Raw genomic sequence first — 13,660 nt, forward strand, 5'->3', positions numbered from 1 at the left:
CCCGCGTACGCTGGGCGGGTGCCCGAGTTCCCGTTTGCGCGCCTGCGCCGGTTCCCCGACGTCGAGGCGCCGAACCTTCAGGCCTGGGACGCGACGGATGAGCTGCTCGTCGCCGCGGCCCTGGCGGACGCCGCGCACCGAGGCATCGACGGATCCGCGGTCGCCGTGATCGGCGACGGGTACGGCGCGCTCACGCTCCCGCTCGTCGCGGCCGGTCTCGACGGCGTGCGCGTGCACCAGGATCCAGTCACCGGGCGCCGCGCCCTTGCCCGCAACGCCGATGCGCTCGGGCTGAGCGGCTTCGCGCCGCACGAGCTCGACGCGGAGCTGCTGAACGGCGCGCGGCTGGTGCTCCTGCAGCTGCCCAAGGGGCTCGCCGAGCTCGAGGAGATCGCCGACGCGGTCGCGCGCTGGGCGGCGCCCGATGCGGTGCTGCTCGCCGGCGGCCGGGTGAAGCACATGACCCTGGCGCAGAACGAGGTGCTCGCACGGTTCTTCGCGCGGGTGCAGCCGCAGCGGGGCGAGCGCAAGTCGCGCCTGATCGTCGCGTCCGAACCGCGTCCGGTGTCGCAGGATGTTCCCTTCCCGATGTCGAGGACCCACCCCGAGTTCGGGCTCACCCTGTGCGCGCACGGCGGGGCGTTCGCCGCCGACCGAGTGGACATCGGCACCCGGGTGCTGCTCGACGTGATGCGCGACCGCACGGCGGAGCTCGTCGCCCTCGACCGCGGTGACGGTTTCACGGCCGTCGATCTCGGCTGCGGCACGGGCGCGCTCGCCGCGTCGCTGGCCCTCGCGCTCCCCGGGGCGCGGGTCGTCGCCACCGACCGGTCGGCGGCCGCGGTGCGCTCGGCGCGCGCCACGATGGCGGCGAACGGCGTGGCCGATCGCGTGACCGTGACGCTCGACGACGCCGGATCCGGGATCCCGGACGGCTCCGTGGATCTCGTGCTGCTGAATCCGCCGTTCCACCTGGGTGCGAGTGTGCACGAGGGGGCCGGGCGTCGCCTCATCGACGCGGCCGCGCGGATGCTGCGTCCGCGCGGCGAGGTGTGGACCGTGTTCAACTCCCACCTCGACCATCGCCGGGCGCTGTCGGCGGCGGTCGGCGAGACCGTGCAGCTCGTCCGCACCTCGAAGTTCACGGTGACGAGGTCGGTCCGGCGCTGACCGCCCTGCGGCCGTGCCCGACGGGGCATCGATGGGTCCGGACGCGACCCCCGACCCTCGGTCGTCGGCCGCGGATTTGCCTCCGGATCAGGATGTCGTTACGTTGGAATGCGGGCCTTATGGCCCCAAGACCAGTCCGCGGCCGCGTCCTTCTTTCGATTCTGCTGTGCACGAAGAGGCGTGGGCGTACGGTCGATGATCTCTGTCGAGGATCCGAAATCCTCCTCCTGCGCCGCCGGCATGGCTCCCTTCGAAACGGCCCTGTGATCATCACCCGGGCGAGACCGATGCAGGCCTCCCCACCGGGGTGAGGCCGCGGGGGAAACGTGTCCGAAACCGCTCTGGAAGCGCGTCATCTGTTCAAGGTGTTCGGGAGGAACCCGAACCAGGCCATCCGCAGGCTGAAGGCCGGGGAGAGCCGATCCGAGGTCGCCGACGCCGGCACCGCCGCCGTCATCGACGCGAGCTTCACCGTCAACCGCGGTGAGATCTTCGTCATCATGGGACTGTCCGGATCCGGCAAGTCCACCATCATCCGCATGCTCAACGGGCTGCACGAGGCGACGGACGGCTCCGTCCTCGTCGCCGGCGACCCGATCACCGGCATCCCGGCCTCGCGGCTGCGCGAGATCCGCCGCGACCGCGTGTCGATGGTGTTCCAGCACTTCGCCCTGCTGCCGCACCGCACCGTGGCCGCGAACGTCGCGTACCCGCTCGAGCTCAAGGGCGTCGGCAAGGCCGAGCGTCTCGCCAAGGCCGCGGAGATCCTCACCCTCGTCGGCCTCGACGGGCAGGGGGAGAAGCTGCCGTCCGAGCTCTCCGGCGGGATGCAGCAGCGCGTCGGCATCGCCCGTGCGCTCGCCGCCGATACCGACATCCTGCTGATGGACGAGGCGTTCAGCGCACTGGATCCGCTCATCCGCCGCGAGATGCAGGAGCAGCTGCTCGAACTGCAGCAGAAGCTGCAGAAGACCATCGTGTTCATCACGCACGATCTGAACGAGGCGATGTTCCTCGGCGACCGGATCGCGGTGATGCGCGACGGCCGCATCGTGCAGATCGGCACGCCGGAGGACATCCTCACCGACCCCGCGAACAGCTACGTCGAGCAGTTCGTGCAGGACGTCGATCGCGCCCGCGTGCTCACCGCCGCGAACGTCATGGAGCGCCCGCGTCCGGTGGTCTCCGAGAACGCCGGACCGCGCACCGCGCTCAAGCAGATGCGCGATGCGTTCATGTCCGCGACCTACGTCGTCGGCCGCGATCGCAAGCTCGTCGGCATCGTCACCGACCGCGACGTCGTCAAGCTGATCCGTCGCGGCGAGAGCAGGATCACCTCGGTGCTCAAGCCCGCGGCCCAGGTGGTCGACGAGGACGAGATCCTGATGAACCTGTTCATCCCCGCCGTGGAGTCGCCGCTGCCGCTCGCCGTGGCCGACGCGGAGGGGCGCCTCGTCGGCGTCATCCCGCGCATCACCCTGCTCGCTGCCCTCGGCCCCGGTGCCGGCGCCACGGGCGAGATCAACCTGCCGGTGCTGCCGCTGCCGCAGGCGGAGGTCGACGCCGTGCTCGACGACGGGTGGACCGCCCCCGCCGCCGGAGCCTCGCCGACCACGCCGGAAGCGCCGACCGAGGAGGTCACCCGATGAACGTCCTTCCCATCGGATCCTGGGTCGCCGTCGCGGTGGACTGGATCAAGGCCAACCTCGACGGCCTGCTGCACGTGGTCTCGACCGTCGTGTCGTTCCTCGTCGACGGTCTGAGCTTCCTGCTGCTGATGCCCTGGTTCTACGTCGTCATCATCGTCGCCGCGCTCATCGCCTGGCTCGTGCGCTCGTGGAAGCTGGCGATCGGCACCGTGCTCTCGTTCGGGGTGATCGTCGCGATGGGCCTGTGGGTCCCCGCGATGCAGACTCTCGCGCTCGTGCTCGTCGCGGGTCTCGTCACCGTGCTGATCGCGATCCCCCTGGGGATCTGGTCGGCGCGCAACGCCACCGTCCGTGCGGTGCTCAAGCCCGTGCTCGACTTCATGCAGACGATGCCCGCCTTCGTCTACCTGATCCCCGCGATCGTGTTCTTCAGCATCGGAGTCGTGCCGGGCTTCGTGGCCACGGTCATCTTCGCCCTGCCCCCGGGCGTGCGCTTCACCGAGCTCGGCATCCGCGGAGTGGACTCCGAGACGGTCGAGGCCGGGCAGTCGTTCGGCGCCACACCGGCCCAGATCCTGCGCGGGATCCAGCTGCCGCTGGCGATGCCGACGATCCTCGCCGGCGTCAACCAGGTCATCATGCTCGCGCTGTCGATGGCGGTCATCGCGGGCATGGCCGGGGCCGACGGTCTCGGCAAGCTCGTGGTCGAGGCGATCTCGACGGTCAACATCGCCAAGGGCGTCGAGGCCGGTCTCGGCGTCGTGCTGATCGCGGTCTTCCTCGACCGGGTCACCGCGTCGCTCGGGTCGCTCGGCGAGCACCCCGACTCGCTGCTCGGGATGCTGGCGCGTCGTCGCGCCGCGCGTCGCCAGGCCGCATCGACGGTCGTGGTCGCCCAGAGCCCGGAAGCACCCGCCGAGGAGAAGGAGCTGCAGCATGCGTAAGAGCAGGATCACCACTCTCGCGGCGCTCGGCGTCGCGGCCGTGCTCGCCCTCGCCGGATGCGCGAGCGACGGCGCCGGCGGCACGCTGGAGATGGCGGGCAAGGCCCCGGCGAACGACGCGGGCAAGGGCGACAAGGGCACGATCACCATCGGGTTCCTGCCCAGCTGGACCGACGGACTGAGCACCGCGTATCTGCTGCAGGACCAGCTCGGCAAGCTCGGCTACGCCGTGAAGATGCAGACGCTCTCCGATGCCGGCCCGCTGTACGCGGGGCTGTCGCAGGGCGATGTGGACGTCTTCCCGTCGGCCTGGCCCGAGGTCACCCAGAAGGCGTACCGGGACAAGTACCAGGGCTCGATCGACGACCTCGGCACCTACTACGACAACGCCCGTCTCACGATCGCCGTGCCGACCTACACCGACATCGACTCGATCGATCAGCTCAAGGGCGCGGGATCCCGGTTCGACGGCAAGATCATCGGCATCGAGCCCGGGGCGGGCCTGACCGGTCAGACCCAGAAGATGATGCCCGAGTACGGCCTCGACGGCGAGTACCAGCTGGTCACGTCGTCGACCGCGGCGATGCTCACCGAACTGAAATCGGCGACCGACAAGAAGCAGGACATCGCGGTCACCCTGTGGCGTCCGTTCTGGGCCAACAGCGCGTTCCCCGTGAAGGACCTCAAGGATCCGAAGGGCGCGATGGGCAAGCCCGAGGGGCTGCACTTCCTCGGCGCGAAGGGCTTCGCCGAGAAGCACCCGGACGCGGCGAAGCTGATCGGGCAGATCACGCTCGACGACGCGCAGTACGGGTCGCTCGAGGACATGGTCGTGAACCAGTTCGGCGAGGGCAAGGAGCCGCAGGCGATCGACGCCTGGATCCAGAAGTACGGCGGCCAGTTCGACTGGATGCAGAAGTGAGCCGGCACTTTCGGGGTCGTTGAGCGAGGACGGGCGCGGAGCGGCCGACCGAGGCGAAACGACGTCGCACAGTCCGGGATCCCATACCCCACGGGAGTCGAGCGGGTATGCTCTACCCCCGTGGGGTATGGGATCCAGGACCGCGGCACGTCGCCGGCGTGGTCGCTGCGGATCCTGCTCATCGTCGCCGCGGTGATCGCCGGCCTGCTTGGCATGCACGTGCTCGCCGGTCACGGGGCGCCGATGGCGGCGGGGGAGACCTCCCCGCACCACGTGCCGATGGCCGGCGCCGTCCCCGTCGGACTCGCCGCAGACGAGGCGCAGCATCCGGCGGTCGCCGCGCCCGCGCAGCCGTCGTCCGGGAGCAGCGCCGCGTCCGCGGATCACCCCGCGCTCGCCGCCCCCGCGCATGGCTGCGCGGACTGCGCCGAGCACGCCGCGATGGCGTCATCGTGCGTGCTCGCCCCGGTCGCTCCCGCCGCGGTGCCGGGGCCGCCCGCGGAGGACCTCCGGCCTGCGCCCGCCGCGCCAGTCGTCGCCTCCGCGGCGAACGACCCGGCGGATCCGCGCCCTCCGAGCATCTCCCTGCTCTGCATCAGTCGCAGATGAGTCGACGCCGGTGCGCCCCCGAGATCCCTGATCCGGCGGACGCCCCCGAGCGACTCCGCGCCCGCCGTCCGGCGAGGCGCGCCATCGACGACGAAAGCAGAGAGACCATGACCATCCGCACCCTCCCCCGCGCCCTCGCGATCGGCACCATCGCCCTCGCCGGGGTCGCCCTCACCGCCTGCGCTCCCTCGACCGATCACTCCGGGATGTCCGGGATGTCGCACGGCGCGACCGCTCCCGGGGCCGGGACGACCCAGGGATCCGCGAACGACGCTGACGCGATGTTCGCGACCATGATGATCGACCACCACCAGCAGGCGATCGACATGAGCGACATGCTCCTCGCCAAGACCGGCGTCGACGCCCGCGTCACCGATCTCGCCACCAGGATCAAGGCCGCGCAGGCTCCTGAGATCGCCACCATGCGGGGCTGGCTCGCCGACTGGGGAGTGCCGTCGGCGGCGCCCGGATCCATGGGCCACGGCGACGGCATGATGAGCGAGACCGACATGGCGGCGCTCGAGACGGCGCCGGGCGGCGAGGCCGGGAAGCTGTTCCTGCAGCAGATGATCGTGCACCACGAGGGCGCGGTCGCCATGGCCCGCACCGAGACGGCGGACGGCCAGGACCCCCTCGCCCTCGCCCTCGCGGCCACGGTGATCACCGCGCAGACCGCGGAGATCGCCGAGATGAAGGAGCTCCTGGCGCAGCTCTGACGTCCGCCGCCGGGCCGCCCTGCTCGCTGGTCGCGGTCTGCGTCGAATCCGGACGGATCGCCGCACGCCGCGACCGGCGAGCCACGGTGGGCGGATGTCGTCGGCCTGTCCGGATCCGCGGGCCGCGCGTAGCCTTCCGGTATGGACGGCTTCGCGGCGGTCGACTTCGGTTTCGCGCGGGAGGTGCTCCAGCGGGGCATCGCAGCGCTCTACCTCGTCGCGTTCGTCAGCACGCTGAACCAGTTCCGCGCGCTGCTCGGCGAGCACGGGCTGCTGCCCGCGCCCGAGCTGCTCGCCTGGGCGGGGAACTCCGCTCGCGCCCGACGGCTGCTGCGCCCGACCCTGTTCCTGCGCATCCGGTACACCGATCGGCGGCTCGTCGCACTGTGCGTCGCAGGGATCGTGCTGTCGGCGACGCTCGTGGTGGGCCTCCCGCAGCTGGCGCCGCCCTGGGTGCCGATGGCGTGCTTCCTGCTGCTGTGGCTCGGGTACATGTCGATCTCGTCGATAGGGCAGACCTTCTACGGCTTCGGCTGGGAGATGCTGCTGCTCGAGGCGGGGTTCCTCGCCGCGTTCCTCGGATCCGCCTCCGAGCCGCCACCGACGGTCGTGATCGTGCTGTTCTGGTGGCTCGTGATCCGGCTCGAATTCGGCGCCGGCATGATCAAGATCCGCGGGGGGAGTGAGTGGCGCGACCTCACCGCGCTCATGTACCACCACGAGACCCAGCCCATGCCCGGCCCGCTCAGCCGGCAGGCGCACCTGTTGCCGCGGTGGTTCCACCGGCTCGAGGTGGTCGGCAACCACGTCGCCCAGCTTGCCGCCCCGTGGCTGCTGCTCGCGCCGATCCTCGGACTCTGGATCCCGGGCCCCGTCCCCGCGATCATCGGGGCCGCGGGCGCCGGCGTCGTGATCGCGACCCAGTTGTGGCTCGTGTCCACCGGCAACTTCGCGTGGCTGAACTGGGCGACGATCGTGCTCGCGTTCTCGGCCGTCGGGATCCCCTCGGGCTCCCCGCGCCATGCGGTCACCGCGCCGCCGTGGATCATCGGCGGGCAATGGCTGCCCTGGGTCGTCGTGACGACCGGCGTCGGAGCGCTGTACGTGTGGCTCTCGGTTCCCGCGGTGCGCAACCTGTTCTCGCGTCGGCAGGCGATGAACGCCTCGTTCAACCGCTGGCAGCTCGCGAACGCCTTTGGCGCGTTCGGCACGGTCACCAAGGAGCGGATCGAGATCGTCGTCGAGGGCACGATGCTGCCCGACGCGGATCCGGATCCGGTCGGCGGGCAGTGGCGCGAGTACGGATTCAAGGGCAAGCCCGGGGATCTGCACCGGGTCCCTGCGCAGTTCGCGCCCTACCATCTGCGTCTGGACTGGCTGATGTGGTTCCTGCCGCTGGGGCGCCTGTACGAGGACTGGTTCGCGATGCTGCTGGTGCGACTGCTCGAGGCGGATCCGCCGACGCTCCGGTTGCTGCGGCACGATCCGTTCGACGGCGCCCGGCCCGCGCAGGTGCGCGCCGTCGCCTATCGTTACCGGTTCACCACCCGTGCCGAGCACCGCGAGAGCGGTCGGGTGTGGGTGCGCGACCGCCGCCGGGTCGTGGCGAGGCCGATGTCGCTGGGCGAGGACTAACAGCGGGGCGCGTGCTCCCGCTCCCGGCGCCGACGGCACCGGAGGCACACGGCCGTCCGGGGGCGTGCGCATATCGTCCGCATATCGATAACCGCATACGCCCCGGCAACCCCGGCGTCGGTTGACTCGAACCATGCGATCGCCCGCTTCGGAACTCGTCGTCCACGAGGATGCGCTCCGCGACAACACCGCGCGCTTCCATGCCCTGACCGGTGGACGGCTGATGGCGGTCCTCAAGGCGGACGCGTTCGGGCACGGGGACATCGCCTCCTCGGTGCTCGAGTCGGGTGCGGGATCGATCGGCGTGACCAGCATCGAAGAGGCGCTCGCGCTGCGTCGAGCGGGCGTCGACGCTCCGATCCTGAGCTGGCTCAACACGCCCGACGCCGACGTCGAGTCGGCGCTGCGCGCGCGCATCGATCTCGCGGTCCCGCACCTCGAGCTGCTCTCCGTGATCGCCGGGGCAGCGCGTGCGACGGGGATCCGGGCCCGTCTTCATCTGCACATCGACGTCGGCACGGGCCGCGACGGCTGCCCGCCGCGCGAGTGGGCGACGCTGTGCGCCTTCGCACGCGCGCAGGAGGCCGTGGGGGCCCTGAGTGTGGTGGGCGTGATGGGACACCTGTCCTGTGCCGACGACCCGCGGAACGAGCAGAACGTGCGCGAGCGCCTGGTGTTCGAGAACGCGATCCGGACCGCACGTCGGCGCGGCCTGCGCCCGCATCTCCTGCACCTCGCCGCCACGGCCGCGACGCTCACCGGCACGGCGGCCGGGTACGACCTGCATCGCATCGGTGCCGGCCTCTTCGGCATCGATCCGTCCCGCACCACCGACGACCTGCGGCCGGCGCTGACGCTGACCTCGACGGTCGTGTCCTCCCGTGAGGCCCCGGCGGGCACCGGCGTCGGCTACGGCCACGACTTCGTCACCCCATCCCGCACGTGCCTGGCGCTGCTGCCGCTCGGCTACGCCGACGGGCTCCCGCGCGCGGCCTCGGGGAGGGCAGAGGTGCTGGTGCGTGGCGAGCGACGACCGCTGGTGGGCAGGTTCTCGATGGACATGGTGGTCGTCGACACCGGCGACCTGCTGCTGCGGCCCGGCGAGCGCGTCACGGTCTTCGGTCCCGGCCGGGACGGGGAGCCGACTGTCGCCGAGTGGGCCGCCTGGGCGCGCACGATCGAGCACGAGATCGTGACCGGCGTCGGCGCCCGCGCCTCCCGCATCCGTCGCACCCTCGACGCATCCCCCCGTCCCACGCCCCCACCAGGAGAGCCACGATGCCTCAGCACACCCGCCGCCGGATCGCCGTCATCGGAGGCGGCGCGAATGACGAGCACGCGGTCTCCCTCGCGTCCGCGGCCGGCGTCACGCGCGCTGTCCGCGCGCTGAGGCACACCGCCGTCCCGCTCACCATCGGCGAGGACGGCACCTGGCGGGACGAGCAGGACGCCGCGTTGCCCGCCCATCGCGCGGTCGAGCTCCTCACCGGCTGCGACGCCGCGTTCCCCGTGCTGCACGGAGCCCGCGGGGAAGACGGCTCGATCGCGGGGCTGCTCGAGCTGTGCGGAGTCCCCTTCGCGGGATCTCCGGTCCGTGCCGGCGCCCTGGGGATGGACAAGCACGCCACGAAGCTGCTCGCCGCGTCGCTCGGGATCGCGACGGCGAGCGCGCGTCTCATCGGATCCGGATCCGGATCCGGACCCGATGTGGTGACCGACGGTCTCACTCCGCCCTTCGTCGTGAAGCCCGCGAGCGGCGGATCCAGCAACGGGGTCTTCGTCGTCGCGGATCACGATGGGGTCGTCGACGCCGTCGACCGAGCGAGAGCCTTCGGGGACCCGGTGCTGATCGAGGAGTACGTCACCGGCCGGGAGATCGACGTCGCCGTCTTCCGTGACCGGCGCGGAGGGCTGCGCGTCGGCGCCACGCTCGAGATCTCCGTGGCGCCCGGGGACGTGTTCGGGGCCACGGAGAAGTACGACGGCAGCGCGCGCTTCACGGTGCCCGCGCCGATCGGTGCCGCCGACGAGGCGGCCGTCCGCTCGGCGGCGACGCGGCTCTACGACGCGCTGGGGTGCGCCGGGGTCGCGCGCTTCGACTTCTTCCTCACCGCCGAAGGCCCGGTGCTCAACGAGGTGAACACGACGCCGGGGATGACCGAGCTCTCCCAGGTGCCGCTGATGTACGCGGCGATGGGTCTCGACTACACCGGGTTGATCGCCGAGCTCCTGGACGCCGCACAACCGCCGGCTCAGGATGAGGAGCAGGAAACGGCGCGGCGCTCCGCCGCGCCGAGCGAGTCAGGACCCGCCGCGTGACGGCTGTCGGGCCGGCGCCCCGAGCCCGGCTCGACTGGGCGGACACCGCCAAGGGGCTGTTGATCGTCCTCGTCGTGTTCTGGCACGTCGTGATGAAGAGCTACCTCACGATCGACTGGAGGCTGGGGATCCCGATCCCCGGCGCCTGGGGGCTCATCGCCGACATCACCTACCCGGTGCGGATGCCCCTGTTCTTCCTCATCTCCGGCTGCTTCGCCGCGAACGCCGTGGCCCGGCCCTGGGCCTCGGTCTTCCGCAGCAGGGTCGTGCGCTTCCTGTATCTGTACCTCCTCTGGACGCTCATCCACATGGTGACGATGTGGGCGTTCCCCGACTTCCCGACTCTGATCCCGAGATCCGTCGCGGAGTTCGTCGAGGCGATCGCGATCAGCCCGCCGAACGCCTGGTACCTCTACGCGCTCGCCCTCTACTTCCTCGTCGCGAAGGGGCTGCGTCGCCTGCCGTCCTGGATCCCCTTGGCCGCTGCCGCCGCACTGACGATCGCCGTGGGCGCGGGACTCGTCGACGTCGTGAGCAACCGTGGATCGCTGCTCGCCAACCTGCTCTTCTTCCTCATCGGCACGACCTTCTCGCGGCGGATCATCGGGTTCGCCGCCCGCCGCCGCCCTCTGCTCGCGAGCGCGGGGGCGGTGCTCTACCTCGGCGCCTTCGCGGTGGTGCGGGCGACCGGCGTGGAGCATGTTCCCGGGGTGTGGCCGGCGCTCGCCCTCCTCGGCGTCGGGGCGGGGATCGCCTGGGCGCCGCTACTGGCGAGGGTGCCCCGGCTCGGGCGCGGTCTGGCCCGGCTCGGCACGCGCACGCTGCAGATCTACGTGATCCACATGCCCGTGCTCGCGCTCGCCGATGCCCTCGTGGCGCAGCCGGTGTCGGACGCGGGACGGCCGGTGCAGCTGGCCGCGGCCGTGCTGCTGCCCGTCGTCCTCACGGCCGCGGTCATCGCCGTCAGCGTCGGGATCGGCGCGCTGATCACGCGCGACAGGCTGTCGTGGCTGTTCGACCTGCCCAGGCGTCGCCCCTCCGCGAGAAGCGGCTCGGGGCACCGCGTCGCGGAGTCGCCGTCCCGTCGCCTCCCGTGGCGCACACCCGTCGCGGTGCTGGGGCTCGTGGCCGTCGGCATCGCCGCGACCGGGGCGGTCGCGCTGCCCGCCCCTGCGTCGACGACCCCGTACCGGCCCGCGCAGCACGCCGGCGAGGTGAGCATCGGCGCGACCGGGGACATCCTGCTCTACGACGCGAGTCGTTCGGTGCCCTCCGATGGCGGGGCCGGCCATCTCGACGGGATGCGCCCCTGGTTCACCGAGGACATCGTGACGGGCAACCTCGAACAGGCGATCTCGCCCGACACGGGGTACGACAAGTGCGGGAAGGATCCGGACTGCCTCGCCTTCCGCAGCGATCCCGCCTCGGTCGCCGGCCTCCGCGGCTTCGACATCCTCAACCTCGCGAACAACCACAGCTGTGATTTCGGACAGGCCGGCTACGACGACACCCGGGCGACTCTCGCCGCCGCGGGGATCAGCGCCGTGGGGGGTCGCGACGAGATCGTCCTCTCGCGGATCGGAGAGGTCACCGTGGCGATGATCGGCTTCGCGCCCTACGAGGACTTCACTCGCGTCACCGACCTCCGGCACGTGCGTTCGGTCGTCCGTGCCGCTGCCGCGCGGGCCGACATCGTGATCGTGCAGGCGCACATGGGGGCGGAGGGGCCGAACGCCGACGTGGTCACCCCGGGCAGGGAGTCCATGTACGGCGAGGATCGCGGGGATCCGGTCGCCTTCGCCCACGCGGCGGTCGACGCCGGGGCCGACCTCGTCCTCGGGCACGGCCCTCACGTGCTCCGGGGGATGGAGTGGTACCACGGCCGCCTCATCGCCTACAGCCTCGGCAACTTCGGCGGCGGAGGCGTGTTCGGCAAGGATCCGGCGACGCGCTACGGCGCGTACCTCTCGATCCGGATGCGTGCGGACGGGACCGTGGTCGCCGGTCAGGTGCGGTCGGTCCGGTTCGACTATGCGGACGGCATCCCGCTGCCCGATCCCGCGGGAGGGGCCGCGCAGCTCATGGACCAGCGCGGACGCCGGGACTTCGGGGCGAACGCGGTGACGGTCGGTGCGGACGGCGTGATCACGATGCCGTGAGACCCGGCGACCCCGTGCGGCGGAAATCTTCTTGCGGCGGAAACCTGAAGCGTATAGGTTTTCACGCACGAGGGACGGAGCTCCCTGGCGGCGCAGTGTGGCGTCCGCTCTCCTCCTCGACCGGCCAAAGGAGGCAGGTATGAGTTCTGTCAGCGGATCCGCTGCGGGCAATCCATCCGGGATGACCGCGGCGAGCAGGACGTTGGGCTCGCATGAGCACCACTGGTTTCAGGAGCCGACGGAGCCCGCGAAGAAGAGTTTCGTCTTCTGGCTGATCGTCGCCCAGTTCATCTTCTTCGTGGCCCTGCTGGGCCCGGCGATCGTCGGGATCGGGCTGAAGATCCTCGATCTCCAGCACATCGGCGCCGTGGAGAACACGGGCGCCGGCCTGAACTCCGCCCAGGCGATCCTCGGCGGCGTGGGAGCCCTCTTCGCGACGCTCGCCAACGTCATCTTCGGCCGTGTCTCCGATCGCACGACCAGCCGATGGGGCCGACGCCGGATCTGGATCGTGCTCGGCACGATCATCATGACGATCGGCTTCGTCTTCATGGCGACCGGCACGAGCCTCCTCATCGCGACCGTCGGCTGGGCGATCGCGCAGCTCGGTGCCAACATGACCCTCGCGCCGTTCGTCGCCACTCTCGCCGATCAGGTGCCGAAGTTCCAGCGAGGAAAGATCACGGCGGCGCTCGGCATCGCGCAGAACGCCGGCATCGTGGGCGGCGTCTACGTCGCCGGCTGGTTCTCCTTCAACCTCTTCATCGTCTTCGTCATCCCGTCCATCCTCGCGATCGGGGCGATGATCGTCTTCGCCTTCGTGCTGCCAGACAAGGTGCTCCCGGTGCGTCCTCCGCGGATGAGCTTCGGGGAGATCCTGCAGACCATCTGGGTCAGCCCGGTGAAGGAGCCCGACTTCGCGCTGGCATGGTGGTCGCGGTTCCTCATCACGTTCGCGTCCTTCGGCTTCACCGCGTTCCGCTTCGGGTATCTGATCAACCACCTCAAGGTCCCGGAACAGGAGATCGGGCTCCTGATCGCGAACACCACCCTGGTGTACACGGGGGCGCTGGTGGTCACCGCCTGGCTCGCGGGCATGCTCTCCGACAAGATCGGCAAGCGCAAGGTCTTCGTCTGGGTGGCGACGGCGCTCTTCGCGGTCGGCACCTTCGCGTTGATCTTCGTCCAGGACATCCCGTCCTACTACATCCTCGAGCTGTTCCTCGGGGCGGCGTACGGCATCTACGTCGGGGTCGACCTCGCCCTCGTGATCGACGTCCTCCCGAACCCGGACGACTCCGGCAAGGACCTCGGCGTGCTCAACATCGCGAACGCGCTGCCGCAGACCCTCGCGCCGATGATCGGAGGCTTCGTGCTGCTGGGCACGGGCGGGGCCAACGGATCGAACTACACCGTGTGGTTCACACTCTGCGCGGTCGCAGGACTCATAGGCGCGGTCGTCATCTTCCCGATCAAGAAGGTGAAGTAGCGCGACGACAGGGCCGAGGGACATCGATGTCCCTCGGCCCGTTCGTCG

At 70.8% G+C, this 13,660-nt stretch carries 11 protein-coding genes; all 11 read left to right on the plus strand.

The annotated features are described in order from the left end of the window. Positions 1-18: 18 nt before the first annotated feature. The 11 genes from WFJ01_RS11945 to WFJ01_RS11995 all read left to right on the plus strand — a co-directional run bounded on the left by WFJ01_RS11945 (position 19) and on the right by WFJ01_RS11995 (position 13,612). Positions 19-1,170, plus strand: coding sequence for a class I SAM-dependent methyltransferase (locus WFJ01_RS11945; RefSeq protein ID WP_336629131.1), 1,152 nt, complete (start codon positions 19-21; stop codon positions 1,168-1,170). 326 nt (positions 1,171-1,496) lie between these two features. Further along, positions 1,497-2,819, plus strand: coding sequence for a quaternary amine ABC transporter ATP-binding protein (locus WFJ01_RS11950; protein ID WP_336629132.1), 1,323 nt, complete (start codon positions 1,497-1,499; stop codon positions 2,817-2,819). Continuing rightward, entirely contained in the window at positions 2,816-3,763 is a 948-nt protein-coding gene (locus WFJ01_RS11955; protein WP_336629133.1) for an ABC transporter permease, read from the plus strand. The genes WFJ01_RS11950 and WFJ01_RS11955 overlap by 4 nt, the downstream gene beginning before the upstream one ends. Continuing rightward, on the plus strand, positions 3,756-4,685 hold the full coding sequence (locus WFJ01_RS11960; RefSeq protein ID WP_336629134.1) for a glycine betaine ABC transporter substrate-binding protein: 930 nt from the start codon (positions 3,756-3,758) through the stop codon (positions 4,683-4,685). Before WFJ01_RS11955 ends, WFJ01_RS11960 begins: the two co-directional genes overlap by 8 nt. A 120-nt stretch (positions 4,686-4,805) precedes the next feature. Continuing rightward, the gene (locus tag WFJ01_RS11965; RefSeq protein WP_336629135.1) at positions 4,806-5,294 is read left to right on the plus strand and encodes a hypothetical protein; all 489 of its coding nucleotides are present in this window, start codon (positions 4,806-4,808) and stop codon (positions 5,292-5,294) included. Positions 5,295-5,401: 107 nt separating this feature from the next. Continuing rightward, on the plus strand, positions 5,402-6,010 hold the full coding sequence (locus WFJ01_RS11970; RefSeq protein WP_336629136.1) for a DUF305 domain-containing protein: 609 nt from the start codon (positions 5,402-5,404) through the stop codon (positions 6,008-6,010). 141 nt (positions 6,011-6,151) lie between these two features. Further along, positions 6,152-7,645: a lipase maturation factor family protein gene (locus WFJ01_RS11975; RefSeq protein ID WP_336629137.1), complete on the plus strand. Its 1,494-nt coding sequence runs from the start codon at positions 6,152-6,154 to the stop codon at positions 7,643-7,645. A 133-nt stretch (positions 7,646-7,778) separates the two neighbouring features. Next, positions 7,779-9,035 carry an alanine racemase gene (alr, locus tag WFJ01_RS11980; protein WP_336629138.1) on the plus strand — a complete coding sequence of 419 codons (1,257 nt, stop codon included), beginning with the start codon at positions 7,779-7,781 and terminating at the stop codon, positions 9,033-9,035. After that, positions 8,924-9,964, plus strand: a complete 1,041-nt coding sequence (locus WFJ01_RS11985) for a D-alanine--D-alanine ligase family protein (RefSeq protein WP_336629139.1) — start codon at positions 8,924-8,926, stop codon at positions 9,962-9,964. Before alr ends, WFJ01_RS11985 begins: the two co-directional genes overlap by 112 nt. Beyond that, entirely contained in the window at positions 9,961-12,123 is a 2,163-nt protein-coding gene (locus WFJ01_RS11990; RefSeq protein WP_336629140.1) for a CapA family protein, read from the plus strand. The genes WFJ01_RS11985 and WFJ01_RS11990 overlap by 4 nt, the downstream gene beginning before the upstream one ends. A gap of 139 nt (positions 12,124-12,262) precedes the next feature. Beyond that, positions 12,263-13,612 (plus strand): MFS transporter, encoded by a 1,350-nt coding sequence (locus WFJ01_RS11995; protein ID WP_251444327.1) that lies wholly within the window; start codon positions 12,263-12,265, stop codon positions 13,610-13,612. The last annotated feature ends 48 nt before the right edge of the window (positions 13,613-13,660 follow it).

It is taken from the genome of Microbacterium sp. MMO-35, assembly GCF_037147555.1.
In the GTDB taxonomy this organism is placed as follows: Bacteria; Actinomycetota; Actinomycetes; order Actinomycetales; family Microbacteriaceae; genus Microbacterium.